At 62.1% G+C, this 23562-nt stretch carries 28 protein-coding genes and 1 pseudogene; 20 read left to right on the top strand and 9 right to left on the bottom strand.

Features of this window, described 5'->3' with window-relative positions; all coding sequences use genetic code 11:
• Positions 1-169: 169 nt before the first annotated feature.
• Together HTY61_RS19720 and HTY61_RS14960 are read right to left on the bottom strand one after the other, a co-directional pair.
• Positions 170-340 (bottom strand): annotated as a pseudogene (locus HTY61_RS19720) (IS3 family transposase); the annotation flags it as partial.
• Between the two features lie 205 nt (positions 341-545).
• Positions 546-1316, bottom strand: coding sequence for a MerR family transcriptional regulator (locus HTY61_RS14960; protein ID WP_175277553.1), 771 nt, complete (start codon positions 1314-1316; stop codon positions 546-548).
• 174 nt (positions 1317-1490) lie between these two features.
• On the opposite strand from HTY61_RS14960, the gene HTY61_RS19715 reads away from it, so the two are divergent.
• The 3 genes from HTY61_RS19715 to HTY61_RS14945 all read left to right on the top strand — a co-directional run bounded on the left by HTY61_RS19715 (position 1491) and on the right by HTY61_RS14945 (position 3548).
• Positions 1491-1748 carry a transposase gene (locus HTY61_RS19715; protein WP_175277552.1) on the top strand — a complete coding sequence of 86 codons (258 nt, stop codon included), beginning with the start codon at positions 1491-1493 and terminating at the stop codon, positions 1746-1748.
• A gap of 611 nt (positions 1749-2359) precedes the next feature.
• Entirely contained in the window at positions 2360-2827 is a 468-nt protein-coding gene (locus tag HTY61_RS14950) for an RrF2 family transcriptional regulator (RefSeq protein WP_197945324.1), read from the top strand.
• 268 nt (positions 2828-3095) lie between these two features.
• Positions 3096-3548: a hypothetical protein gene (locus tag HTY61_RS14945; protein ID WP_175277550.1), complete on the top strand. Its 453-nt coding sequence runs from the start codon at positions 3096-3098 to the stop codon at positions 3546-3548.
• Here HTY61_RS14945 and HTY61_RS14940 read toward each other — a convergent pair.
• Genes HTY61_RS14940 through motA form a run of 6 tightly spaced genes read right to left on the bottom strand, consistent with a single transcriptional unit; the run spans position 3545 to position 8467 of the window.
• Positions 3545-4021 carry a hypothetical protein gene (locus HTY61_RS14940; RefSeq protein WP_175277549.1) on the bottom strand — a complete coding sequence of 159 codons (477 nt, stop codon included), beginning with the start codon at positions 4019-4021 and terminating at the stop codon, positions 3545-3547. The genes HTY61_RS14945 and HTY61_RS14940 overlap by 4 nt on opposite strands.
• Positions 4022-4026: 5 nt before the next feature.
• Complete coding sequence (gene flhB, locus HTY61_RS14935) at positions 4027-5097, bottom strand: flagellar biosynthesis protein FlhB (RefSeq protein WP_175277548.1); 1071 nt, start codon at positions 5095-5097, stop codon at positions 4027-4029.
• Between the two features lie 20 nt (positions 5098-5117).
• Positions 5118-6128, bottom strand: a complete 1011-nt coding sequence (locus tag HTY61_RS14930) for a FliG C-terminal domain-containing protein (RefSeq protein ID WP_175277547.1) — start codon at positions 6126-6128, stop codon at positions 5118-5120.
• A gap of 35 nt (positions 6129-6163) precedes the next feature.
• Complete coding sequence (locus HTY61_RS14925; RefSeq protein WP_175277546.1) at positions 6164-6619, bottom strand: FliM/FliN family flagellar motor switch protein; 456 nt, start codon at positions 6617-6619, stop codon at positions 6164-6166.
• Positions 6612-7598 carry a FliM/FliN family flagellar motor switch protein gene (locus HTY61_RS14920; protein ID WP_175277545.1) on the bottom strand — a complete coding sequence of 329 codons (987 nt, stop codon included), beginning with the start codon at positions 7596-7598 and terminating at the stop codon, positions 6612-6614. The genes HTY61_RS14925 and HTY61_RS14920 overlap by 8 nt, the downstream gene beginning before the upstream one ends.
• 2 nt (positions 7599-7600) lie before the next feature.
• The gene (motA, locus tag HTY61_RS14915; protein ID WP_175277544.1) at positions 7601-8467 is read right to left on the bottom strand and encodes a flagellar motor stator protein MotA; all 867 of its coding nucleotides are present in this window, start codon (positions 8465-8467) and stop codon (positions 7601-7603) included.
• A 149-nt stretch (positions 8468-8616) separates the two neighbouring features.
• Here motA and HTY61_RS14910 point away from each other — a divergent pair, with 149 nt between their 5' ends.
• The 15 genes from HTY61_RS14910 (at position 8617) to HTY61_RS14840 (ending at position 19320) form a co-directional block, all read left to right on the top strand.
• The gene (locus HTY61_RS14910; protein WP_175277543.1) at positions 8617-9393 is read left to right on the top strand and encodes a DUF1217 domain-containing protein; all 777 of its coding nucleotides are present in this window, start codon (positions 8617-8619) and stop codon (positions 9391-9393) included.
• 23 nt (positions 9394-9416) lie between these two features.
• On the top strand, positions 9417-10139 hold the full coding sequence (flgF, locus tag HTY61_RS14905) for a flagellar basal-body rod protein FlgF (RefSeq protein ID WP_175277542.1): 723 nt from the start codon (positions 9417-9419) through the stop codon (positions 10137-10139).
• 5 nt (positions 10140-10144) lie between these two features.
• Complete coding sequence (locus tag HTY61_RS14900; RefSeq protein WP_175277541.1) at positions 10145-11479, top strand: FliI/YscN family ATPase; 1335 nt, start codon at positions 10145-10147, stop codon at positions 11477-11479.
• Positions 11463-12002, top strand: coding sequence for a hypothetical protein (locus HTY61_RS14895; protein ID WP_175277540.1), 540 nt, complete (start codon positions 11463-11465; stop codon positions 12000-12002). Before HTY61_RS14900 ends, HTY61_RS14895 begins: the two co-directional genes overlap by 17 nt.
• A 79-nt stretch (positions 12003-12081) precedes the next feature.
• On the top strand, positions 12082-12462 hold the full coding sequence (gene flgB / locus HTY61_RS14890; RefSeq protein WP_175277539.1) for a flagellar basal body rod protein FlgB: 381 nt from the start codon (positions 12082-12084) through the stop codon (positions 12460-12462).
• A complete protein-coding gene (gene flgC, locus HTY61_RS14885) occupies positions 12462-12878 on the top strand; it encodes a flagellar basal body rod protein FlgC (protein ID WP_175277538.1) in 417 nt (138 codons plus the stop codon). The genes flgB and flgC overlap by 1 nt, the downstream gene beginning before the upstream one ends.
• Positions 12878-13198 carry a flagellar hook-basal body complex protein FliE gene (gene fliE / locus HTY61_RS14880; RefSeq protein WP_175277537.1) on the top strand — a complete coding sequence of 107 codons (321 nt, stop codon included), beginning with the start codon at positions 12878-12880 and terminating at the stop codon, positions 13196-13198. Before flgC ends, fliE begins: the two co-directional genes overlap by 1 nt.
• A gap of 10 nt (positions 13199-13208) precedes the next feature.
• Positions 13209-13997, top strand: coding sequence for a flagellar basal-body rod protein FlgG (flgG, locus tag HTY61_RS14875; protein ID WP_175277536.1), 789 nt, complete (start codon positions 13209-13211; stop codon positions 13995-13997).
• Positions 13998-14000: 3 nt separating this feature from the next.
• Complete coding sequence (flgA, locus tag HTY61_RS14870; protein ID WP_175277535.1) at positions 14001-14471, top strand: flagellar basal body P-ring formation chaperone FlgA; 471 nt, start codon at positions 14001-14003, stop codon at positions 14469-14471.
• Positions 14468-15568 carry a flagellar basal body P-ring protein FlgI gene (locus HTY61_RS14865; protein ID WP_175277534.1) on the top strand — a complete coding sequence of 367 codons (1101 nt, stop codon included), beginning with the start codon at positions 14468-14470 and terminating at the stop codon, positions 15566-15568. Before flgA ends, HTY61_RS14865 begins: the two co-directional genes overlap by 4 nt.
• Positions 15565-16107 (top strand): MotE family protein, encoded by a 543-nt coding sequence (locus HTY61_RS14860; protein ID WP_175277533.1) that lies wholly within the window; start codon positions 15565-15567, stop codon positions 16105-16107. Before HTY61_RS14865 ends, HTY61_RS14860 begins: the two co-directional genes overlap by 4 nt.
• Positions 16104-16814: a flagellar basal body L-ring protein FlgH gene (gene flgH, locus HTY61_RS14855; protein ID WP_175277532.1), complete on the top strand. Its 711-nt coding sequence runs from the start codon at positions 16104-16106 to the stop codon at positions 16812-16814. Before HTY61_RS14860 ends, flgH begins: the two co-directional genes overlap by 4 nt.
• 17 nt (positions 16815-16831) lie before the next feature.
• Complete coding sequence (locus HTY61_RS14850) at positions 16832-17425, top strand: flagellar basal body-associated FliL family protein (RefSeq protein ID WP_175277531.1); 594 nt, start codon at positions 16832-16834, stop codon at positions 17423-17425.
• Entirely contained in the window at positions 17422-18162 is a 741-nt protein-coding gene (fliP, locus tag HTY61_RS14845) for a flagellar type III secretion system pore protein FliP (RefSeq protein ID WP_175277530.1), read from the top strand. The genes HTY61_RS14850 and fliP overlap by 4 nt, the downstream gene beginning before the upstream one ends.
• 225 nt (positions 18163-18387) lie before the next feature.
• A complete protein-coding gene (locus HTY61_RS14840) occupies positions 18388-19320 on the top strand; it encodes a flagellin N-terminal helical domain-containing protein (protein ID WP_175277529.1) in 933 nt (310 codons plus the stop codon).
• Positions 19321-19443: 123 nt separating this feature from the next.
• Here the strand turns inward: HTY61_RS14840 and HTY61_RS14835 are convergent, their stop codons facing one another.
• Entirely contained in the window at positions 19444-21048 is a 1605-nt protein-coding gene (locus tag HTY61_RS14835; RefSeq protein ID WP_175277528.1) for a tetratricopeptide repeat-containing sulfotransferase family protein, read from the bottom strand.
• 267 nt (positions 21049-21315) lie between these two features.
• Here HTY61_RS14835 and HTY61_RS14830 point away from each other — a divergent pair, with 267 nt between their 5' ends.
• Both HTY61_RS14830 and HTY61_RS14825 read left to right on the top strand, forming a co-directional pair.
• A complete protein-coding gene (locus HTY61_RS14830) occupies positions 21316-22248 on the top strand; it encodes a flagellin N-terminal helical domain-containing protein (RefSeq protein WP_175277527.1) in 933 nt (310 codons plus the stop codon).
• A gap of 267 nt (positions 22249-22515) precedes the next feature.
• Entirely contained in the window at positions 22516-23451 is a 936-nt protein-coding gene (locus HTY61_RS14825; RefSeq protein ID WP_175277526.1) for a flagellin N-terminal helical domain-containing protein, read from the top strand.
• Positions 23452-23562 lie beyond the last annotated feature (111 nt).

Raw genomic sequence — 23562 nt, 5'->3', positions numbered from 1 at the left:
AATAAACCGAAACGCCGCGAGGTTGAGAACTACCGACGGCCTTTGGCAGCCATACACGTCCGGTCTCGCGTATCGGTCCGCTGGTGCCCGCGTATTTCGGCAAAAGGACAGGCGGCAATGCCCAGTTGACAAATCGGACTGGATAGTGACGCAGCCATCGCAACTCCGCGATGTTCACCTGCCAACGCTCCCGGCGCAACAACACACGCACCCGGCGAAAGCCGTAACGAATACGGGGTTCGCAAATCTCCTTGATCCGTCGTTCGAGGCCGGCCTGTCCGATGCGGCAGCATCTGTATTGGTAAGTCGAGGTGTCGAACCGAAGAACCCGGCAGGCCTGGCCTTCCGGCAGATCTCCGCGGCCGGTGTGCGTGCCTCGCCCTGTCCCAGGATCAACGCCTTCCGCGCGTCCCTGAACTTCGATGCCTTCGTGCGTTTCCGCTCCTCTCCCCGCCAGTGAAACCCGGCAGAAAAACCCAGCATCAAACGATCCGGTACTCACAGAGCAGCGCCGGTTGACGGTCAACGCGACACCTGGCCTCCCCTCAGCTTTGCCGCTTGGCCCAACTGCGCATTGCCGCGCAGAGATATGCGGAGAAACCTTTTTCAATGGCTTCGTAGCGAGCCTTGAAGTCAGGATGCTCGTAGGTGTCGGCCAGCCCGGCATAGGCGACCGGTGGACAATCCCGCCCCCACGCGGAGACCACCCAGGCGTGATGCCGCTCGATCAACGGGTCAAGCGAACGAGCCTCGGGCGGCACGCCATCCCGCAGGGCCATGGCAAGCTTCTGCTCGATGTCTTTCAGTTCGGACATCGTGCTGTTTCGTTCAGCCGGGCTCAGGTTCTCCATCTTCAGGCGGCTGGTTTCGATATGCTCCCGGACATCGGGGCCATAATTCTGTTCCAGCCACGCCTCGTGTTCCGCCTGCTTCTTTGGATCCACGATACCGGAATACAATTCTGCGTCTTTCATCACGCGATCTCCTTCAAGTTCGGCGATCGTGCGGTCGATCGTCCTCAGCATTTCGGTGAAACGAGCGACCTCATGGGCGATACGCTCCCGTTGACCTTTGAGTGCGATCAGGCGGTCAAAGCCGGGCGCATCGAGAATGGCCCCTATCTCCGCGAGAGGTATTCCCAACTCTCGGTAGATCAGGATTTGCTGCAGACGCAGCAGTTCCTCGCGACCATAGTAGCGATAGTTGTTCTCACCGACATGAGCAGGAACGAGAAGGCCGATCTCGTGGTAATGATGCAGCGTGCGGACGGAAACGCCCGCCATTGCCGCCAACTCGCCAACCAGGTAGTTCGCCATCTCACGGTGCTCCTGCGCATGTTGCCGAACGCTTTGTTAGTGCCTCACGCGGCGTGAGGGTCAAGACAACGATTTGTCGGATGAGAGATGCGGGGCGGCGTGGACCGCCCGGCGGGAGTGGATAGCCCGCGGATTCGTAGATGCCTTCGTCCCTGATTTTGAGGCAAGGAGGCCATGACGGGCGAAGCCGGTTTCAGCAATGAGTTCAAACGGTACGCGGTGGCGCAGATTGCCGAGCGAGGCTATCCGGTCGCGGAGATCTCGAGGCGGCTGGGCATCAATCCGCACTCGTCCCAGGCGTGGAAGAGGAACTCGCCTCCGTCGGGACAGGGACGCAGAGATGAGACGGCTGAAGCGCGAACCCGAAAGGGGCACCGAAGAGCGCGATATCCTGGAAGAGCCACCGTCAATTTCGCCAGGGATGCAAAGTGAAACACGCGTTCGTCGCCGAGCATCGCCCGCTGTTCTCGGTGCGGCTGCCGTGTTGTAGCCTGCGCATCCACACCCCGCTTGGCTTGAGAACCTGCCGAGCAAGTGAGCGAAGGAAGACATCCGCCAGGCCGAACTGATCCGGAAGGCCGGGAGGAAAGCGGCCAGGCACATGGCGATCCAGCGGCCGGCAGGCGATTGCCATGCAATTGCCGAGGGGCGCAAGCTTCACGACGATCTTCTGGATCCGGGCGCGACCTGCTGTCCGAACCGCGTTGTACGCCGCCCATCGGACCGTCAGGGTCCGGCTGCACGAGATGACCCGCCCATTCAGCCAGCGCGTCGAAAAGAGCTTTCGCCCTTTCTACGCCGAGGCGCACCGCTGCTGTCTTGCTTGCTGTCCCTTCGTTCTGGCATGCGTTGTTCCCTGCATTCGATCAAGGAAATGCTGGCCTATTGTTGGGCGCCGCGTCCGTGCAAAATCGGCGAAATATATATGATCTCGATCAAACCGAGTTGTGAATGGTTCATTTAAAATTACCAAGGGACGTGTTTAAGTCGAATTGTGCAGAGGCGGTGCATCCATGCGCCTGACGATCCGGACAAACTTGGCGATGCGGGTATTGATGGCCTGTGCCGTCAATCCCGGCACAAACATCACCAAGTCGGATATTGCCGAGAAATGCAATGCCTCGAAGAACCATCTCGGCCAGGTGATCCGGCAGCTTGCACGTCTCGGATATGTCAGGGCCTTGCGCGGACGCAATGGCGGCCTGGTTCTTGCCATGCCGGCGTCTGATATCCGGGTGGGGGCGGTTTTCCGCCTGTTCGAGGCGGATCTACCCTTTGCCGAGTGTTTCGACGAGAAGGAAAACAACTGTCCGCTAATCGATACATGTTGGCTCAAGCCGGCGCTCAAGAAGGCTGTCGAATCCTTCTATGAGACCCTCGACGAGATCAGTCTTGCCGATCTCGTCGAGGGCAACCGGGAGCTTGAGGACATGTTGTACCTGCCGCTTCGCCGGTCCGGAGGCGCATTGTCCGGCAACTGCATCGGCCGCAGCGGGGCCGACGCTTCTTGATGCGGACAACCGGCCCGTGGGGCTGTCCTGCCGATGCTCTGCTGTCTGGATGATCGCCGGAAGCGGGATGTTCCATCCGGTCCAACTTTAGTAAAACGGCGTATAGTTAGGTTAACAAAGGATTGAAATTGCGCGGCAATCCCGTTTCGTGATTGTTTGGATTCAAGGCGCGATTGGTTTCTGGACCTGACATCAACATTTTCCGCATTTTGTCGGAAGCAGCGCGTGGAAGAAGCGATGCGGCGCTATCTCATGGCGGAATTTGGACATGAATGACTTTTTTGGCGGCGTTCTTGTGCCGACGGATCGGGATTTTCGGGATCTCGAAAGCGGCACCCGCGAACTGCGGCGGTTTTCCAAGCATGCGATCGTGGACCATTTCAAGGTGGATCTCGACCGCGGATTGATCTGTCTCGGACCGCTGGCACGGGTATTTCACCGATTGCCGGTCGACGACGAGTTTATCGGTATCGGCAGGTTTCTGGATGCTTATCGGGACGATGAGCGCAGGGAGCTGCTGTCCCTGATCGAGCGCTTCGCCCGCGAACAGAGCCCGTTCCACTATACGGCACGGTTGTCGGGTCGTTCCGGGCGCTTCGTGCACGGCTTTGTCGCGCCGCCCGACGATGGCGGCGACGCGGATCGCGAATGGAGCGGCGTTCTTGTCATGTCGCGGCGCGGCCTTGCACACGACCGTGGCGCGGGTCGCCTGGACGCCTAGGGCGCGCCGGGACCGGTCAGCCCGCCCCGCGGGAAAAATATCCGTCCGGGAAGGCCGGGCGCCGCGATCATGTTGTCGAAGATGTCGTCGACCAGCAATGTTGCCAGATCGTGACGCCCGTCGAAGGCATGGTCGAAACTGACATAGCCGAGCTTCACCTCGGCGTGATCGGTGCACAGCTTCAGCGCCACATGCGCTTTCGCCCGCGCGCTGTTGATGACCAGCATGAGCGTTACCTCCGGCGGGGAACCCCATTCCGCCGAGGCTTCGCCGTCATTGCCGAATTCTATGAAACCCGGCGTGAAATACATTTCGGACGCGTCCCGCACGATGTCTGCGATGCAGTCGAACTGCTCCATCCGCAGATAGGCGATATAGTCGCCGATATCGACGAGCCTCAGTTCGGCGGCAAGGTTTGCGATTGCCGCGGCTACATGCGGTTCGATTTCGAGGCAGATGTCTTGTGCCAGCATCGTGATCACCTGTTTTGCGCACGCCTGCGGATGATCGAAATCAACTCGGCTACTGCCTTGAAGAATTCCGGCGGTATCATCTGATCGAGGGAGACCTGGCCGTACATGGCCCGTGCGAGCTCGATATTCTGGAACACGGGAACGCCGTTTGCCTCCGCGATTTCTCGAATGCGCAGTGCTATGAGGTCCTGTCCCTTCGCGACGACGACCGGCGCGGCGTCCTTGCCTGCTTCATAGCGCAGGGCGATCGAGAGGTGGGTCGGATTGGCGATCACGAGCGATGCGTTCGGGACCGCGCTCATCATGCGCCGGCGGGCACGGTCCTGCGCCATGGAGCGCAGCCGGGCCTTCACAAGCGGATCGCCTTGGGACTGCTTGACCTCGTCCTTGACCTCCTGCTTCGTCATGCGCAGATCGGTCTTCCACTGGAACCTTGTCCAGAACCAGTCCGCCACCGCTATCAGTGTCATCGAGAAGATGATGGTGGCGAACACCTTGAACAGCGTGTTCTTCAGGACCACCAGAAACCCGGTGGTCTCCATGTTCATTCCCTGCAGCATGCGGGGCACGAGATCGTGCAGGACGAGCGCGACGAGCAGGCTGGTGAAGCCGATCTTGGCGAGCGCGTTCAGGAAGTTCGCGAAGCCCTTGGCGCTGAACATGCGCTGCCAGCCCTTCGTCAGGGAAATCCTGGAGAATTGCGGCTTGATGCGTTCCGCCACGACCCGCGGGGTGTTCTGCATGGCCGAACCAGCGATTCCGGCGACGACAAGAGCCAGAAACAGGGGAATTGCTGTTACGCCCGATATGACCGCAATGCGCTGGATCAGCCAGTAGATATCGCCGCTCGTCGACAGCCGGTACTCGTAGGATTGGTCGATGATCGTGGCCAGTTGCTGGGACATCGTGGTAATTCGATCCGGCATGAAGAACGCGGCCACGAACAGCGTGGCAAGAAGGGAAAACAGGATGGGGGTTTCCTTCGAAAAGGGGGTATTGCCCTTTTCGATGGCGTCCTGGAGCTTTTTCTCGGACGCTTCCTCTGTCTTGCTTTCCTTGTCCTGTTCTTCAGCCATTCAGTGTACCCGGCTGGCCGTCAGGCAGCTTCTTCTTCGGAATGCTGCAGGTCGATGCGACCTTCCTGCGCCATGCGCAATGCAAGCGTGGCGATGGATTTGCGGGCCTGTTCGATTTCCGATGCCTTTGCCTTGCCGGCTTCGAGTTCGGATTCGATCATGCGGCGCGTGCGCTGGCTGATGGAGGAAAGGACCGCTTCCTTCAGCTCGTCGTCGGCACCGCGCAGCGCGATCGTCAGCACTTCCGTCGAAAGGCCGTCGCACAGGGCAGTCCGCGACTCCTTGGAAAGGCTGGGGATGTCCTCGAAACGGAACAGCTTCGATTTGACGCCGTTGACCTTCTTTTCGCCGACGAGTGGCGTCAGCTGTTCCAGGAGATCGTCGGACACTTCCTTCTGCATCTGGTTGAGGATGTCCGCCAGGCGTGAGGCGCCTTCGCCGGCGGCCGCGGTGTTGCCGGAGAGATCGAATACTTCCTCCAGCCGGTTCTCCACCGTGCCCAGCACGGGATCTGGAACGTCCTTCGATGACAGCAGTCGGGCGACCGTTGCCTTGCGCAGGCCCGGTTCGAGCTTTTCTATGATCGCGGCGGCAATCTTCGAATCCATCCTTGAGAGAACGACGGCGCAGAGCTGCGGCGATTCGTTGCCGAGGAACGCGACGAGCTCGTCCGTGTCGACCTTCGGCAGTTTTTCCCAGACGCTGAGTTCGGGTTCATTGGGATGCAGGTCGTGGCTCCGGCCGGTGATCGCGAACATTTCCTCTTCGGAAAGCGCCTCGCCCAGAATCTTCTGCATCGTCTCGGCCGAATCCATCAGGCCGGCGCCAACGGCGAATTCCGCCTCGAATTCCTTGACCAGTTCCTCGAGGTCCGGCTGCGGGATGGTCTTGAGGGTATGCGCGGCGTCAATCATGACGCGCAGCTCGTCGCTCTTGAAGAACTTCAGGAGCTGCGAAGCGCGCGACTTCCCCATGGCGACGAGCACGGCCGCCGCCCGTTGAGGTTTGGTCAGTGTGTAGCGTTTCGCCATTTAGCGCTTCCGATCCGATTCCCGATCCAAGTGTATCAGGATTGTTCCAGCGACAGGATTTTTACGCCCAGCCGGGACGGATCATCCTCAAGAGATTGAATCTCGCCGGTCGCGATCTTGGTGCCATTGACGCAAATGTCGACCGCCTCCCCGATCTTCCGGTTCAGCGACACGACGGAGCCTGCCTCCATGGACATCAGTTCCGCGACCGGCATTTCGGCCGAACCGATGATCACGTCGACCTGCACGGGAATGGACATGACCATGCCCTGCAGGCCGCCGGACGGTGTTCCCGGTGCCTGCCGGTCGCCGTTCGCGCCTGCGAATTCGTCGTCGAGCGGCCCCATTTCGGAGTCCTTCTCGATGACACCCTGCAGTTCGGCGATTGCCTCGTCCAGCGCGTCGGGCGTGCCGGGAGGATCGGAAAGATCCGGTGTCTGTTCCGAAAGCGGCGGCAGGTCGTCGAGCGGGGACGGTTCCGGCTCACTCATGGTGGGTCTCCTCTGAATCGGGATTGGGCATGGACAGGCCAATGCCGTTCAAGGCGTCTGCCATGGCCTGGTGCGGCCTCTCCAGGCAAATCGCGTAATGGGCGCCCTTGCGGCCGAGGCTGCAGTCATAGAGCGGGCGTCCCTTCACCTTCAGCTTCACCTTGGCATCGCCTTCCTCGGACAGCGGCAGCACGTCGCCCGGGCGCAGCCTGCCGAGCGCGTCGAGAGAAATCGCGGGCAGCACGACCGAGCCCGTGACCGGGACCTTGACCGCCAGGGCCTTGGGATTCGGTCGTGTGGCAGGTTCCGGTTGCCGGTTCGGGGTCTCCCGGGCCCCATGCTGCGGTCTCTTGACCGTCTCCTGGGGCGGCCGGGCCATACGAAGCAGCATGGTGTGCGTGACCGCCAGCGTCAGGGTGGGTTTCGCCTCGCCGAAGGTCATGGTCACATCGAATGCGACAATCGGTTCCTGTTCTTCGCCGTCGCGGACCTCCTCGATTTTCCGGATGATCCGCAATGCCTTCGGCTGTTCCCCGACGGAAAGCGTCGTTTGCAGCGCCTCGCCGATGAAATCCCCGAACTGGCGCACGAGGTCGCATTCCATATCGGTGGGCGGCCGGCTCGCGGACAGCGATGCGAATTCCGGATCGCCACCCAGCATGAGTTCGGCGATGACGCTGCTGGCCCCGAAATCCGTGATCAGGAAAGCCTGCGGCTGGTTGGCCTGGACGCCAAGGAACGTGCAGATGGCGCCATTTTCCAGGGCCCCGAGCAATTCCTCGGCGCTCGTGTGCCGATGGCCGGTCGCCTCGAACGCTGCTTCGAAACCGGCCCTGGAGAGGATGCCTTGCAGGCGCTCGCCGAAAAACCGGGTGACCGCGTGAATCGCGGGATCGAGGCGCGTGGCGTCGCCCTTGCGACCGAGAAGCCGGTCGAAGATCTCCAGATTCGGTGCGGTCGGTTCGTGCACTTGGTTCATGGTCAGGCGGCTTTCCCGCCGGTACCCATCGCCTCGGCTTCAACATCGTCGAGCGACGGACGGTCGTAGTTCGAAATGGTTTTCCGGCCGAACTCGAGCGCCACCTGCGGCAGCGAGCCGTTCATGTAGGCGATGAGTGTCTGCTTGGCGACGTAGTAGAGCCGGATGTTCTTCTCGCGGATGACCGCGATCTTGGAGCCGAGCGGCTGGACGACGCCGTAGGCCATGAATACGCCGAAGAACGTTCCCACGAGCGCGGCGCCGATCAGCCCGCCGAGGATCTCGGGGCTCTGGTCGATCGCGCCCATGGCCTTGATGACGCCGAGCACGGCGGCGACGATGCCGAGCGCCGGCAGGCCGTCGGCCATGCCCTGGAGACCGTGGGCGGACTTCAGCTTGTCATGCCGGATCGTGCTGATTTCCTCTTCCATCAGCGCCTCGACCTCATGCGGGCGAGCATTGCCGACGATAATGAGCCGGCAGTAGTCGCAGATGAAGTTGGTGAGGTCCTTGTTTGCCAGGATCAGCGGGTACTGCTGGAAAATCGATGATTCCTCGGGGGCGTCGATATGGCTTTCGACCTCGTTGCGCGGCTTTGTCTTCAGTTCGCGCAGCAACTGGTGCAGCAGGCCGAGAAGCTCGAGATAGAGCTCGCGGCTGGGCACCTTGTTCTGGATCGTTTCCAGCGAGGCCTTGCCGGCGTCCTTAACGGTCGCGAGCGGATTCGCGACAATGAAAATGCCGATCGCTGCGCCGCCGACAATGACGAATTCGAAAGGCTGGAACAGCACTTCTATATGGCCGCCCATGGCCATGTAGCCGCCGATGACGCTGCCAATCGTGATGACCAGTCCGATCAGAATACCCACGAAACCACTCCGAATTGTGTTCCGCCGCAAGCTAGAATCCAAACCTTGCACGGGGCTGACAACCCGAACGATTCGGATTGAACGTAACGCGACAGGCTCGCGCAAGGCGTGTGCGCTATCGCCAATGTGGAAAGATTGGGAAAACTTCGATGATCAGCACGCTTGTTTCCTACAAGACCGTTGTCGGCAATCTCGATACGCAATTGGAGCGCGTATCGAGCCAGCCGATGGTCGAGCGCGAGATCGAGTACTATCTCCAGAATATCGGCAATGTGAAAACCGTCGACGAGTTCGTGGGCGACTACCGTCTTTTCAGCTTTGCGATGAAGGCGATGGGTCTGGAAGACATGACCTATGCGAAGGCCTTCATGAAGAAGGTTCTGGAGGGCGGTCCCGGAGCCGACAGTTTTGCGGGAAAGCTTGTCGACCGCCGCTATGTCGAGTTTGCCGATACGTTCAACTTCAAGGATTTCGGCGAATCGGCGACCATCTTCACCAAGGCGCAGCAGGGCGTGGTCGACAACTATATCCGGCAGACTCTCGAGGAACAGGCCGGCGACGACAACGAGGGTGTGCGGCTGGCGCTCTATTTCCAGCGCAAGGCGGACTCGATTTCGAACTTCTACGAGATCCTTGCTGATCCGGCCCTTGCCCAGGTGGTTCGCACCTCGCTCGGCTTGCCCGATTCCATTGCCAGCGCCGACATCGACAAGCAGGTCGAGATGCTCTCGGAGCGCTTGGACATCGAAACCTTCGGCGATCCGGACAAGCTCGACGAATTGCTGCAGCGGTTTGCCGCGCTTTGGGATGTTACCAACGAGGCGACGGTGTCCCAGGAGGTCGCAAACGTATCTCGGCTGTTTGGCGGTTCGGTGCAGGGAATCAGCGAGGATCTGATGCTGCAGATCGCACAATTGAAGAGGTAACCGAACAGGCGGTAACGGGGACGATGGAAAACGGAATCTATGTCAGCCTGTCCGCGCAGGCTGCGCGCATCGAGCGGCTGACGACGATCGCTCAGAACATTGCCAATGCCAAGACGGTCGGGTTTCGCGCCAGCGAGATTCGCTTCGAGGAACTCGTCAAGGATATCTCCGGCGAGGACCTGTCGTTCTCGGTCGATGGTGTCGAATACCTTGACAACACGCAGGGCGGTCTCGAGCAGACAGGCAATCCGCTGGACTTCGCCGTTCGCGGAAACGCCTGGTTCGGCGTCCAGACCCCGGCGGGTCCGGTGGTTACGCGCGATGGCCGGTTCACGATGACGCCGGACGGCGGGCTTGTGACGGTGTCGGGCTATCCCGTCCTCGATCCGGGCGGCGCGCCGATTCAGCTTGATCCGGCGGCCGGCGAACCCGAGGTGGGCGGCGACGGGTTCATCCGTCAGGGCGGACAGCAGGTTGGCGCGATCGGCCTGTTCGCGTTCCAGCCGGCACCTGACTTCCGGCGATTTGGCGACGCCGGCATCATCGTTGACGGCGAACTCGAGCCCATTGTCGACGATCCGAATGCCGGGGTGGTGCAGGGCTATGTCGAGCAGTCCAACGTCAATGCACTGCACGAGATCACCCAGCTGATAGAGGTGCAACGCTCCTTCGAGCAGGCGGCCGCCCTCATGGAGAAATCGGAGCAATCGATCGAACAGCTCATTAGGGCATTCCAGAGCGGCTGACGGGCATGAACGCGCTTCTACGCCTGCGACAGGCATTTCAGTCCTCCGAGATCGGGGAACGGCCGTTGCGGCGCGGCGGCACGGTTACGGCAATCAATCCCAATGTCATTGTGGCCGAGGGAATGGCCGGCTACTCGGCACTCGGCGATTTCGTCGATATCGGAGATGGCCCGAACGCGACGCGCGGGGAGATCGTGCAGATCGAGCCCGAGCGCGTGCTCGTCGCGCCCTGCGACAACGCGCATTCCCTGTCGATCAACGATATCGTGCTGCATAGCGGTGCGATGCATGCGCGGCCCGACGAGGGTTGGCTCGGGCGGGTCGTCAATGCGGTTGGGGAACCTGTTGACGGAAAGGGACCGCTGATTCCGTCGGCCGACCGGCCTGAACCGGGCAAGCGTCGTTCGGCAATGATGCGCGCGCGCGTCGGCGAACCCTTTCGCACCGGGGTGCGGGTGATCGACATATTCACGCCCCTGTGCATCGGCCAGCGTTTTGGCGTGTTCGCCGGGTCCGGTGTCGGCAAGTCCACCCTCCTTGCCATGCTGGCGCGGGCAGATTCCTTCGATGTCGTCGTCGTGTCGCTTGTCGGGGAACGCAGCCGCGAGGTTCGCGAATTCCTTGAGGATACGCTGGGCCCGGATGGCATGAGGAAATCCGTGGCTGTCGTCGCTACCAGTGACGAGAGCCCGATCATGCGCCGCCGCGCCCCGCTCTGCGCGATGGAGGTTGCCGAGTGGTTTCGTGATCGCGGCAAGCGCGTGCTGTTCCTGGTTGATTCGGTCACCCGCTATGCACACGCCCTGCGCGAGGTGGCGATATCCGTCGGCGAACCGCCGGTTTCCAGGGGGTATCCCGCATCGGTGTTTACCGATCTGCCGCGGCTACTGGAACGCGCCGGGCCGGGCGGGCCGCAAAGCGGTTCGATCACCGCGATCGTGACCGTGTTGGTCGATGGCGACGATCACAACGATCCGGTAAGCGATTCATTGCGCGGCATTCTCGACGGGCATCTCGTCCTGCAGCGATCGATCGCCAATCGCGGCCGTTACCCGGCCGTCGATCCGTTGTCCTCGGTTTCCCGCCTTGCCGACAGGGCATGGAGTGACCAGGAGCGCAATCTGGTCTCGCAGCTGCGCGCGATGATCGCGCTCTATGAGGAAACCCGGGATCTGCGCCTCATGGGCGGATGGCAGCAGGGCGCGGATCCGGAACTCGACAACGCGGTCGCGACGGTTCCGCGCATCTATGATGCGTTGAAGCAGTCGCAACCGAGTCCGCCCGACGCCGATCCCTTCACTGAACTTGCGGACCATCTGAGAAATGACCAGAAAGCATAAGCCACGCCGACGTCGCCGCTGGTTTCGGGACATGACGGCGGCAGACTACATCCTGACCGTTCTCGGCCTGTGTCTCGGCACTGCGGCGGCGCTGTTTCCGTGGCACGTCTACCTGAACCCGGACAAGTACGGCCCTCCGCGAATGACGTTCTCGCGGGGCGGGGTCATCCCCGAGGCGGAAATCCTTGCCTTGCAGTCGGGTGAAGCGGTCTTCGACATGCGAAAAGGCAGATTCGTCGTCGATGACCGGAGCGTTGCCGGCGTCGATCCGCTGGTCACGGGAAGGATCGACCCCGACCGCGCGGCAGCCACCGGCGATCTGGACCAGGAGTTCCCGGGCAGGGACGTCGGGTTCGAGGTGTTCGCCGTCGATGGCCGGCGCGCATTGGTCGGTGACGCCCACGGCGTGTACCTGATCCGTCCTCATTCCCGCCTTCCGGACGGTACGTTTGCACGCTCGTTCAGGCATGACGAAGCCGGCTGGTACATCCTCACATCCGACGAAAGGATTCTGCGCCCGTAGCGTTTGCGTGCGGGCGCTGTCGCGACAAGGCACACGCAAGAAACTCGATGTAGCGTTTTCCGCAGACAAGGATACGACAATGACTGCCGTCAATCTGTTCAAACTGGCTTCGACGCAGGCGAAATGGCTTTCCGTGCGTCAGACCGCTGTTGCCAACAATATCGCAAACGCGAACACGCCCGGCTATCGGTCCGTCGATGTGGAGCCTTTCGCCGATGTCCTGTCGAGCGCGTCGGTACGGCTGAACTCGACTGCCGCCAATCATTTCGGAACATCGGCCAACGAAATCGCCTTCCGCGTGCTGGACGAGGAGCCGGCGACGTTCAGCAATCAGGGCAAGCGCGTGTCCCTGGAGGACGAACTCGTCAAGTCCGGCGAGATCCGCCATTCCTTTGAACTGAACACGTCGATCGTATCCGCCTTCAACCGGATGATCCTGATGACTGCGAAGGGTTCGTAATGGATTACCTTACCTCCGCTATCAAGGTTGCCGCCTCCGGCCTCAACGCCGAATCGACCCGTCTTCGCGTCGTTTCGGAGAACATCGCGAACGCGAACGCCACCTCGAATGTTCCCGGCGGCGATCCGTATCGGCGCAAGCTGGTCAATTTCAGCTCGGAGCTCGATCGGGTAACGAATGCCAGCCTGGTTAATGTCGATTCGATCGACCGCGACACATCCGAATTCCGCATCGAGTATGATCCGTCCCATCCGGCGGCGGACGAGGCAGGCTTCGTAAAGATGCCGAACGTGAATCCGCTGATCGAGATGGCCGACATGCGCGAGGCCAACCGCTCGTATCAGGCAAACCTCCAGGTGCTCAAGCAGGCCCGCGACCTGATTTCCATGACACTCGAACTGATGAGATCCCGCTGATGGAACCCACTATCGCAATTGCCGGTATTCGTGGCTTTGATCCGACGTCATCGTCGCTCGACGCGTCCGCTTCTGCCGTGCCGACCACCGGAGTTGCCTCCGGTCCGACCTTCGTGGAGGCGCTGCAATCGGCGGCCAGGACAACGATCAGCGACCTGCGGAACGCCGAGCAGATATCGCTCCAGGCGCTGACAGGGAACGCGGACGTTCGCGATGTCGCCGATGCGGTGATGAGCGCCGAGCAGAACCTTCAGGCGGCGATCGCGATCCGCGACAAGATCGTGACCGCGTTTCTCGAAATCAGCCGGATGCAGATCTAGGGAGTGATCGATGAAAGCCCTTTCCATCGCCGCCACCGGCATGACGGCGCAACAGACCAATCTTGAAGTCATCGCCAACAACATTGCCAATGTGAATACGACGGGCTTCAAGCGTGCGCGCGCGGAGTTTTCCGACCTGCTCTACCAGACGGAGCGCCTGGCGGGTGCGCCCAACATCGGCAATCAGGCAGTCGTTCCCGAGGGGGCCAATATCGGCCTTGGCGTGCGGACCGCGGCGGTACGCAACCTCCATGTCCAGGGTGCGCTTACGCAAACCGGAAACAGCTTCGACCTCGCGCTGACCGGCCGCGGCTGGTTCCAGATCGAGGGGCCTGCCGGCGAGATCGTCTACACCCGCGCCGGTGCATTCAATACCAACGGTATCGGCGAACTGGTGACCGTCGACGGCTATCGCGTGTCGCCGGAGATCGTCGTGCCGGAAGATGCTGTCGAGGTTATCGTCAACAGCAGCGGCCAGGTGTTTGCGCGTCTCGACGACCAGATTGATCTGCAGGAACTCGGCCAGCTCTCGATTGCGATCTTTGCCAACGATGCCGGCCTGAAACCGCTCGGATCGAACCTGTTCGCGCAGACCGAGGCGTCCGGTGAGGCGATTGTCGGTGTGCCGGGCGATCCCGGCTATGCCACGATCGAGCAGGGTTATCTCGAGGCGTCCAACGTCGACCCGGTGAAGGAAATCACCGAACTGATCTCGGCCCAGCGGGGCTATGAGATGAATTCGAAGGTTATCCAGGCGGCCGATGAGATGGCATCCGTCATCTCCACCGGCTTGAGATAAGCGATGAAACGGTTGCTGCGCATAGTCGGAATCCTGCTTCCGGCCGTCTGCCTCTCGTTCGGCGCCGCGGCTGCGACCGAGAACTCGAACGTCGTGGTAACCGTCAATCGCGTCATCTATCCCGGTCAGGTCATCCCGGCCGACGCGGTCGTGGAGACTCGCTTGCGCCGACCGCTCGCATCCGGGGTGGAGGTGGTTCGCGACGTCGAATCGCTTGTGGGTATGGTCGCCGCGAAGACCATCCTGCCGAAGCGGCTGATCGCGCCCAGCGCTTTGCGCGATGCCTATGCCATTGAGGCCGGGCAGCCCGCCACCGTCTATTTTCGTCAGGGAGGGCTGACCATCGCGATGGACGGCATTGCGTTGCAGTCGGCCAATATCGGCAAGCCGATCCGGGTCCGCAATATCCAGAGCGGTCGCACCATCGCCGGCATCGTCATGCCGGACGGGACGGTTTCTGTGGAGGCACGATGAAACGCCTGGTTCTCAGTCTCGTTGCCGCGCTTGTCGCGATCGGGCCGGCCCTGGCGCAGTCGCGCGTCAAGGACATTGCCGTCCTTCAGAGCGCGCGCGACAACCAGCTGGTCGGCTACGGTCTCGTCGTTGGTCTCCAGGGCACGGGCGACAGCCTGCGCAACGCGCCCTTCACCGAGCAGTCGATGCGCTCGATGCTCGACAATCTCGGCATCGCGACGAGCGAGGGACGCGCCCGGCTGAAGAACATCGCGGCGGTGATCGTGACCGCCAACCTTCCCGCCTTCGTGCGCCAGGGGTCGCGCATCGACGTGTCGGTGTCCTCGCTGGGCGATGCGACGTCGCTGCAGGGAGGCCAGCTTGTCATGACGCCGCTGCGTGCGGCGAACGGCGAGATCTACGCGGTGGCCCAGGGGCCGATCTCCGTGTCCGGCTTCCAGGCGCAGGGCGCGGCGGAAACCGTGTCGCGCGGCACGCCGACCACCGGCCGCATTTCCGGCGGCGCCATCGTGGAACGCGAGGTCCTTGCCGAGTTCGATGCCGAACAGGCGCTCACCCTGCAGCTGCGCAACCCGGACTTCAGCACGGCCATCGCCATCACCGACGCGATCAACAGCTACGGCGCCAGCCGCTACGGCATGCAGCCCGCCAGCGAGATCGACGCCCGGACCATCGCGATCCGCAAGCCGCCGAATGTCTCGACCGCGCGCTTCGTCGCCTCGATCGAGAACCTCGTCGTCGAGACCGACACCCCGGCGCGCGTGGTCCTCGACGAAAGCACGGGCACCGTGGTCATCGGCCAGGACGTTCGCATTTCGACGGTGGCCATCAGCCACGGCAGCCTGACGGTGCGCGTCACCGAGTCTCCGACCGTCGTCCAGCCGGCGCCGTTCTCGCGCGGCGTGACCGCCGTCGAGCCGGAAACCTATATCGACGTCAACGAGGAGGGAACGGCGCTCGGCGTGGTCCACGGCACCGATCTGCAGACGCTGATCGAGGGGCTCAACCGGCTCGGGGTCAGCCCGACCGACACCATCGCCATACTGCAGGCGATCAAGACATCCGGTGCAATGCAGGCCGAACTGGTGGTGCAATGAGTCGCTTTGTTCCTTGCAGCCTTCCCGCTCTTGCCGCCGGCGCCGTTCTGGCGTTCGCCGCGCCGGCGCATGCCCAGACCGCGACGGCATCGATCCTCGATGTTCCGCCGCCCGATGCCAGCATGGCGGATATCGAGCGGTTCTGCATCAACATCACCGATGCCGCGCGCGAGCGCCGCTATGCCCTGCAGAAGGCGGAACTTGAGGCGCTGCGCGAGGAGATCGAGATGAAGATCGCGATTCTCGAGGACAAGCGTGCCGCGTTGAAGAACTGGGTGGAACTGCGCGAGGAATACGCGTCCCAGGCCAGTGACGATCTCGTGGAGGTCTATTCGAAAATGCGGCCCGACGCGGCGGCGCAGCGAATGGAGAAGCTCCCCGGCGAGCTGAGCGCCGCGCTGCTGTCGAAGCTCAATCCGCGCATGGCGGGAACCATTCTCAACGAGATGTCGGCCGAACGTGCCGCCCTGGTCACGGTCATCATGTCTGCCGCGGCCGACAAGGACCAGGGCGCTGAAAACCAGGAAGCGGTTCAATGAGGCGTTGTCTACTTGCCGGTCTGATCCTGGCCACCAGCCTTGCGGGATGCGCCGTGCATCCGCGCGAGATCGGTCGCGAGCCGGCCATGACGCCGGTCGGCAGCGCCCTGGCGCCCGAGCACATGGTGGCGAAGTCCGAATACTACCCGGCGCGACCGTCCGGCAATCGCTACTCCACCTGGACCGACCGCGCAGCCGGTCTTTTCACCGCCAACCGAGCGATCCACAAGGGTGACATCGTGACGGTCAGGATCGCGATCGACGACCGGGCCAAGCTCGACAACAAGAGCGAGCGCAACCGCAATTCGAGCCGCAGCCTCGGCCTTGGCGCCAGTTTCGCGACCAGCGGCGGTTCGGCCGGAGACATCGCCGCTGACGGGAGCATTTCGTCGGAGACCGACTACGAGGGGTCCGGCGGCACGGCCCGGTCGGAGACCATCGACCTGTCCATAGCCGCCGTGGTGATCGAGGAGCTTGCGAACGGCAACCTCCTCATCCAGGGATCCCAGGAGGTTCGGGTCAATGCCGAGATGCGCATTCTCACCATCTCCGGAATCGTGCGTCCGTCGGACATCGCTCCGGACAATACCGTCGACTATGAGCGCATTGCCGAGGCCCGCATTTCCTATGGCGGCCGCGGCCGCATCACCGAGATGCAGCAGCCGCCCTACGGGCAGCAGGCGCTCGATCTCTACCTTCCGTTCTGATCGCGGGGCCGTCGACCGTGTCGCTGGAATTGCTTGAAGACCTGGAAGCCGAGGAAAAGCCGGAAAAGGAAGGATCGCCTCTCCTTAGGCTCCTCCTTGTCTGCCTGGCGATCACGCTTCTCGCCGGCGGAGCCGGTTTCGGTGTCGGGGCGACGGTGCTGTCACCGGTCGGAGGGACTGCGGCTGCCGTGGTCGCGCCGGCACCGGAAGGGGCCGCGGCCGATGCGCCAGGGGGTGCTGCAGACGCGCCCGGTGCCGGGGCCGCGAGCGCAAAGTCGGATCGCGTGTCGGCCGCCGTGCCCGCCCGGAGGTCGACGCTGCCGTCCCGGTTGACGGTTGTCGACATCGCCCCGATTACCACCAACCTGCTCGATCCCGAGGACGTCTGGATCCGCATGGAACTCGCGTTGGCCTATGACGGTCCCGCGGACGATGCGATTTCCGAGGAAATCCATCAGGACATCCTGGCCTATGTCCACACCATGAAGCTCTACAACCTGCGTGGCGGCAGCGGCTTCCAGCACCTCTTGGAGGATCTCAACGAGCGCGCGGCGATCCGGTCCGGCGGACGGGTAAGGCGCGTTCTTGTAAGGTCGTTTATTCTCGAATGAAGCGCGTCATCCTTATACTTGTTTCCCTTCTGGTTCTTGCCGCGCAGCCAGCGCTGGCGCAGGAACAGCCGGCTTTCGCGCTGCCCCAGGGCTTCAGCGGCGAGACGAGCGGCTACATCATCCAGCTGTTCGGCCTGCTGACCGTTCTCGCGGTCGCGCCCGGCCTGCTGATCATGGTCACCAGCTTCACCCGTTTCGTCATTGTCTTTTCCATCCTGCGCGCGGGAATCGGACTGCAGACCACACCGGCAAACATGGTGCTTGTCAGCCTGGCGCTCTTCATGACCTTCTATGTCATGTCGCCGGTATTCGACCGCGCCTGGCGCGAGGGCGTGCAGCCCCTGGTTCAGGAGGAAATCGACGAGGTGGAGGCCGTCGGCCGCATCGTCCAGCCATTCAGGGAATTCATGCTGACCAACGTCCGTGACGAGGACCTCGAGCTGTTTGCCGATCTCGCCCGCGAGCGCGGTCAGGATGTGGTGCTCGATGACGCCATCGACATTCGCATCGTCGTGCCGGCATTCATGATCTCGGAAATACGGCGCGGCTTCGAGATGGGATTCCTCGTCGTGCTGCCGTTTCTGGTGATCGACCTCGTTGTCGCGACGATTGTCATGGCCATGGGCATGATGATGCTGCCGCCGTCGCTGGTGTCCCTTCCGTTCAAGATCCTGTTCTTCGTCATGATCGACGGCTGGAACCTTCTCGTGGGAAGCATGGTCAGGTCGGTCGTCTGAACCGGCCGCGAATACCCGGCCCGCTTTACCTCGGGTTTACCATGAATTCCCGCCCATTCCGAAATGGAACGGGTGGATGGCGGCTATCAATATTCCATTAAGTTTTCCGCCGCATCGTCTCCCCAGTCACAGCGGCGATCCACGTCGATAACGGCATGATGCCGGGCCGCTGTACCGGTTAGTCCGGAATGTCCCTGAGTATTGCGTATTTTTTAGGGGACAACCATGTCCAGCATTATGACCAACACGTCTGCGATGACCGCGCTCAACGCGCTTCGCATGACCAATTCCTCTATCGAAACCACCCAGTCGCGCATCTCCACGGGCTACCGCGTTTCGGAAGCTTCCGACAACGCCGCCTACTGGTCGATCGCGACCACCATGCGCTCCGACAACAAGGTGCTCGGCACCGTCCAGGACGCACTCGGCCTCGGCGCCGGCCTTGTCGACACCGCCTACACGGCAATCAATACCGTCATCGACTATGTCGACGAGATCAAGGCGAAGGTCGCCGCCGCCACCCAGGACGGCGTTGACAAGAGCAAGATCCAGTCGGAAATCGCCCAGCTGCAGGCCGGTATCACGAGCACGGTCAATTCCGCCTCCTATGCCGGTTCCAACTGGCTGGTGACGGAAACCGGTGCGGCCGCGACACAGGACATCGTTTCCTCCTTCACCCGTGATGCCAATGGCGGCATTTCGCTGGGTACGATCAGCATCACCCTGGCCAACTATGCGCTGATCGACAACACGACGGCGGCCGGCACCTCGCAGGTCGGCCTGCTCGAGAACGTCACCTTCAGCTACACGCCGGCGGGCGCCACGTCGTCCACCTCGGTGACGGGCTGGGATCTTACCGCCCTTGACGTCACCACGGCTGACCTGGAAGAGGCTCTCGCCGGCGTCGATCACATCCTGACCCAGCTGACCGACAAGGCTTCCAACCTCGGCGCCATCAAGAGCCGTATCGACCTGCAGTCGAATTTCGTCGACAACCTGATGGACGCCATGGACCGCGGCATTGGCCAGCTTGTCGATGCCGACATGGAGGAGGAATCGACCAGGCTGCAGGCCTTGCAGGTGCAGCAGCAATTGGGCATCCAGGCGCTTTCGATCGCCAACTCCAACGCCCAGAACCTCCTGTCGCTCTTCAGGTAAGGCCAGGCCTGCCGAGGCAGGAAGAGATTCGACAATACTGAACCGGCCGCGCTTCGGCAGAAGCGCGGCCGGCCTCTTTTGCTGCTGCCTGTGCGGGAACCGCGACAATCGGGCAGATGATTTCTAGGCGTGGTCCAGTGCGGCCAGGCCCTGCTCGTAGGCGTCCAGCCTTTCCTGGCCGATGGCCTCTATCAGCGGGCCGAGATGTTTCTCGTAGCGGCGCCAGCGGCCTTTCGACGACTGGTAGACCGGCTGGCGCACCTGCCACTGCGAAGCGGTGGCGACACGGTGCTGGGAATCGGAGCGTTGCATGACGCGGTCTTCCCACTCCAGCCCGAGGAAATCCATGATCGCACGGGCGTTCAGTTCCGTGTTGGCAACCAGGTCCTCGTAGTAGAGGTCATGAACCCTTCCCGGCAGGACGGAATGCCAGTGGTCCATCAGGTCCAGGTATTCGCGGCAGTGTTCGCCCAGCCGGGCCAGGTCGGCCTTGTACTGCAGGTGGAACTCCTGGGCCATGTGCTTGCTGTAGAGCGAAAGGCAGCTATCCAGCGGATGGCGCCGGCAGTGAATGATCTTGGCGTTGGGAAAGAGCAGGGCGATCAGGCCGACATTGAGGAAGTTGTGCGGCATCTTGTCGGTGAACCGGGGTGTCTTCGTTCCGACCGTCTGCTCGCAATGTTCCAGGTAGGCGTTTGCAAAGGCTTCGGCATGTTCGGTCGATAGCGAGGCAATCAAGCGTTGATAGTGGTCGCCCGCGGCGTCCCGGCCGAGCTGTGCCGCCAGCGCGCCCATGGCGGTCTGCTCGTCGCCCGCCGTCACGAGGGAATGGGCTGCGCACAGGCTCTCGGTCAGCGTTGTGCCCGAGCGCGGCATGCCGACGATGAAGATGGGCCGCTCCGTGCTTGCGCCGATATCCTTGCGCGCCTCGAAGAATGCCGCGTCCGGAAAGGCGTTCCGGGTGTTCCTGAAGGTTATCGACATGTCCCGCGGCTTCTCGGGATTGACCAGGTCGTTTGCCGCCTTGAAGTGGGCGAACGCCTCGTCGTGACGCTTTATGTCGTCCAGCACCTTGCCGGCCGCGAAGTGCAGGCGTGCCTTGTTGGTGTTCGCCTTGGCATGCGGCAGTGCCGCCTCGGCCTGCCTCACCAGTTCCAGTGCTTCCTCCTCGCCGTATTTCTTCGACTGGGCGGAATTGTGGATCGCCGCATCGTTGTACGGATCGGCCTCGAGCGCCTTCCCGAAGTAGCGCAGCGCTTCGTCGTGCTTTCCGGTCGTGGCATATGCCCGACCGATCGCCATCAGCGTCTTGGGCACTCCGGGCTGGAGCCGGTCGGCCTTGCGGAAGGCCTTGATCGCGTCTTCGGTCTTGCCGAGGCGGTCAAGGACCGTCCCGAGGAAAACGTGGTTGACGGCGACATTCGGTTCGGTCTCCACCAATCTGCGCGCGAACTTGCGAGCCAGGAACAGGTCGTCTGCATCGTTGGCCACGGCGACCAGCCAGCGCATGATCTCGGTATTCTTTCTGGCCACCGCGTGCGCTTTCTGCAGTCCCTTCAGGGCGCCGGCATAGTTCCGGCGCTCCAGGTCGCGCATGATCTGGTCCTTCAGGCTCGGCGCCTGTCTGCTCTGCGGGCGCGCCGCGAAGGAGGCACTCGCCACCTGTGTCCATTCGACGCCCGTCTGGACGGGCCTTTCCTCAAGCATTGCAGACAGGGAATCGGTCATGGTCTTTCGAACGAGATGGCTGGCGGTTGAACATGGTATGCCGCCGGGGCGACGGCCCATCCTGCCATGCCAAGCTTACGTCAGGCTTGGCACATTTTCGGTCTCCGGAATGCGCGCCTTTAATCCTTCGTTAAGGTTACCAAGTCACTACTTCGGCCATGATGACGGGTTGAACCTTTCACGTCGTTCAATTGCATGAAGCTGCCCCGTCATGCCGGCCAGGCTCGGAATGTCTCCCTGTACGTTTCATTTTAAGGGCAGACCTGAATGTCTAGCATCATGACCAACACCGCGGCGATGACCGCGCTTCAGTCCCTCCGCATGACCAACGCCTCCATGGCGGAAACCCAGAACCGCATCTCCACGGGTTATCGCGTTTCGGAAGCTGCCGACAACGCCGCCTACTGGTCGATCGCGACCACCATGCGCTCCGACAACAAGGTGCTCGGCACCGTCCAGGACGCACTCGGCCTCGGTGCCGGTCTTGTCGATACCGCATACACCGCGATGAACACGGTCATCGACTATGTGGACGAGATCAAGGCGAAGGTTGCCGCCGCCACCCAGTCGGGTCTCGACAAGAACAAGATCCAGTCCGAGATCGCCCAGCTGATCGAGGGCTTCACGAGCACGGCCACTTCCGCGTCCTATGCCGGATCCAACTGGCTGGTGACGGAGACCGGTGGCCCGACAACGCAGGAGATCGTTTCCGCCTTCACGCGCGATTCCAGCGGCGGTATCTCGCTCAGCACGATCAGCATCACCCTGGCCAACTATGCGCTGATCGACAACACGACCGCGGCCGGCACCTCGCAGGTCGGCCTGCTCGAGAACGTCACCTTCAGCTACACGCCGGCTACCGCTACGTCGTCTACCTCGGTGACGGGCTGGGATCTTACCGCCCTTGACGTCACCACGGCTGACCTGGAAGAGGCTCTCGCCGGCGTCGATTACATCCTGACGCAGCTGACCGACAAGGCTTCCAACCTCGGCGCCATCAAGAGCCGTATCGACCTGCAGAAGGAATTCGTCGACAACCTGATGGACGCGATGGACCGCGGCATTGGCCACCTTGTCGATGCCGACATGGAAGAGGAATCGACCAGGTTGCAGGCCCTGCAGGTGCAGCAGCAATTGGGCATCCAGGCGCTTTCGATCGCCAACTCTAACGCCCAGAACCTCCTGTCGCTCTTCAGGTAGTCCGGCCAACGCAGGATTTTCGAGGGCCCGCGGATCCGCGGGCCCTTTTCTTTATGGATTCCAGCCCCGCGCAAGCTACCGCCCATACAGTCCGGCAGGGCGGGAATGCCGGCCTCGCGGATTCCGCATTCTGGAGCGATGCCCTGTCGCGGTTCGTTAGCAGGGCATGTCGTTTGCCGTGAGGCCATGTGTTGCGAATGAGGGAGCATTGTTTGGGCGAAACTTCGGCAGGAGAATTTCGTCCCCGGCTGAAGGGAAAGGGGTAGGATGTCCAGTATTATGACCAACACCTCTGCGATGACCGCATTGCAGGCATTGCAGACGACGAACCGGAATATCGAGGAAACGCAGAACCGCATCTCCACGGGCTATCGCATCTCGGAAGCCGCCGACAACGCCGCCTACTGGTCGATCGCGACCACCATGCGCTCCGACAACAAGGTCCTGTCCACCGTCCAGGACGCGCTCGGCCTCGGTGCCGGACTTGTCGACACAGCCTACACGGCGACGAACACGGTCATCGAGTATGTCGACGAGATCAAGTCCAAGATCGCCGCTGCCACCCAGTCGGGCCTCGACAAGAGCAAGATCCAGTCCGAAATCATCCAGCTGATCGACGGCATCCGGAGCACCGCGACCTCTGCATCATATGCCGGCTCCAACTGGCTGGTGACGGAAACCGGTGCGGCCGCGACACAGGAGATCGTGTCCTCCTTCACCCGTGACGCCACCGGTGCCATCTCGCTCGGTACGATCACCATTACCCTGGCCGACTATGCGCTGATCGACATTACGACGGCCACGGGTACTTCGCAGGTCGGCCTGCTGGAAAATGTCACCTTCAGCTACACGCCGGCCACCGCCACGTCGTCCACCTCGGTGACGGGCTTCGACCTCACCGCCCTTGACGTCACTACGGCGGACCTGGAACGGGCGCTTGTCGGCGTCGACCACATACTGGGCCAGCTGACCAAGCGGGCCTCGGATCTCGGCGCCATCAAGAAGCGCATCGATCTGCAGACGAGTTTCGTCGACAACCTGATGGACGCCATGGAGCGCGGCATAGGCCAGCTTGTCGATGCCGACATGGAAGAGGAATCGACCAGGCTGCAGGCCCTGCAGGTGCAGCAGCAGCTGGGCATCCAGGCGCTGTCCATCGCCAACTCCAACGCCCAGATGATCCTGCAGCTCTTCCAGAACTGACGCGGCCGCAAGGTCGGCATCCTGTCGAGGGCGGCCCCGGGCCGCCCTTTTTCGTTCCCGCCGTCGCTGCGGATGCCTGCCGGCACGTCAAGACATTCTCACACAAGCTTC

It is taken from the genome of Oricola thermophila, assembly GCF_013358405.1.
Lineage (GTDB): Bacteria > Pseudomonadota > Alphaproteobacteria > Rhizobiales > Rhizobiaceae > Oricola > Oricola thermophila.
The sequence above is the reverse complement of the archived record's forward strand: the minus strand, read 5'-3'. Positions and strand labels throughout refer to the sequence as shown.

Bases quoted from the DNA above. Each gene is read 5' to 3' on its own strand.
- HTY61_RS14940 (WP_175277549.1), bottom strand. From the start codon at position 4,021: ATGCTGGCACAAGACATCTGCCTCGAAATCGAACCGCATGTAGCCGCG.
- HTY61_RS14925 (WP_175277546.1), bottom strand. From the start codon at position 6,619: ATGAGTGAGCCGGAACCGTCCCCGCTCGACGACCTGCCGCCGCTTTCG.
- flgG (WP_175277536.1), top strand. From the start codon at position 13,209: ATGAAAGCCCTTTCCATCGCCGCCACCGGCATGACGGCGCAACAGACC.
- HTY61_RS14920 (WP_175277545.1), bottom strand. From the start codon at position 7,598: ATGAACCAAGTGCACGAACCGACCGCACCGAATCTGGAGATCTTCGAC.
- HTY61_RS14860 (WP_175277533.1), top strand. From the start codon at position 15,565: ATGAGTCGCTTTGTTCCTTGCAGCCTTCCCGCTCTTGCCGCCGGCGCC.
- flgH (WP_175277532.1), top strand. From the start codon at position 16,104: ATGAGGCGTTGTCTACTTGCCGGTCTGATCCTGGCCACCAGCCTTGCG.
- HTY61_RS19715 (WP_175277552.1), top strand. From the start codon at position 1,491: ATGACGGGCGAAGCCGGTTTCAGCAATGAGTTCAAACGGTACGCGGTG.
- HTY61_RS14830 (WP_175277527.1), top strand. From the start codon at position 21,316: ATGTCTAGCATCATGACCAACACCGCGGCGATGACCGCGCTTCAGTCC.
- HTY61_RS14960 (WP_175277553.1), bottom strand. From the start codon at position 1,316: ATGGCGAACTACCTGGTTGGCGAGTTGGCGGCAATGGCGGGCGTTTCC.
- HTY61_RS14900 (WP_175277541.1), top strand. From the start codon at position 10,145: ATGAACGCGCTTCTACGCCTGCGACAGGCATTTCAGTCCTCCGAGATC.
- flgC (WP_175277538.1), top strand. From the start codon at position 12,462: ATGGATTACCTTACCTCCGCTATCAAGGTTGCCGCCTCCGGCCTCAAC.
- HTY61_RS14910 (WP_175277543.1), top strand. From the start codon at position 8,617: ATGATCAGCACGCTTGTTTCCTACAAGACCGTTGTCGGCAATCTCGAT.
- flgF (WP_175277542.1), top strand. From the start codon at position 9,417: ATGGAAAACGGAATCTATGTCAGCCTGTCCGCGCAGGCTGCGCGCATC.
- HTY61_RS14865 (WP_175277534.1), top strand. From the start codon at position 14,468: ATGAAACGCCTGGTTCTCAGTCTCGTTGCCGCGCTTGTCGCGATCGGG.
- HTY61_RS14895 (WP_175277540.1), top strand. From the start codon at position 11,463: ATGACCAGAAAGCATAAGCCACGCCGACGTCGCCGCTGGTTTCGGGAC.
- fliP (WP_175277530.1), top strand. From the start codon at position 17,422: ATGAAGCGCGTCATCCTTATACTTGTTTCCCTTCTGGTTCTTGCCGCG.
- HTY61_RS14835 (WP_175277528.1), bottom strand. From the start codon at position 21,048: ATGACCGATTCCCTGTCTGCAATGCTTGAGGAAAGGCCCGTCCAGACG.
- fliE (WP_175277537.1), top strand. From the start codon at position 12,878: ATGGAACCCACTATCGCAATTGCCGGTATTCGTGGCTTTGATCCGACG.
- HTY61_RS14945 (WP_175277550.1), top strand. From the start codon at position 3,096: ATGAATGACTTTTTTGGCGGCGTTCTTGTGCCGACGGATCGGGATTTT.
- HTY61_RS14930 (WP_175277547.1), bottom strand. From the start codon at position 6,128: ATGGCGAAACGCTACACACTGACCAAACCTCAACGGGCGGCGGCCGTG.
- flgA (WP_175277535.1), top strand. From the start codon at position 14,001: ATGAAACGGTTGCTGCGCATAGTCGGAATCCTGCTTCCGGCCGTCTGC.
- HTY61_RS14950 (WP_197945324.1), top strand. From the start codon at position 2,360: ATGCGGGTATTGATGGCCTGTGCCGTCAATCCCGGCACAAACATCACC.
- flhB (WP_175277548.1), bottom strand. From the start codon at position 5,097: ATGGCTGAAGAACAGGACAAGGAAAGCAAGACAGAGGAAGCGTCCGAG.
- HTY61_RS14825 (WP_175277526.1), top strand. From the start codon at position 22,516: ATGTCCAGTATTATGACCAACACCTCTGCGATGACCGCATTGCAGGCA.
- HTY61_RS14840 (WP_175277529.1), top strand. From the start codon at position 18,388: ATGTCCAGCATTATGACCAACACGTCTGCGATGACCGCGCTCAACGCG.
- flgB (WP_175277539.1), top strand. From the start codon at position 12,082: ATGACTGCCGTCAATCTGTTCAAACTGGCTTCGACGCAGGCGAAATGG.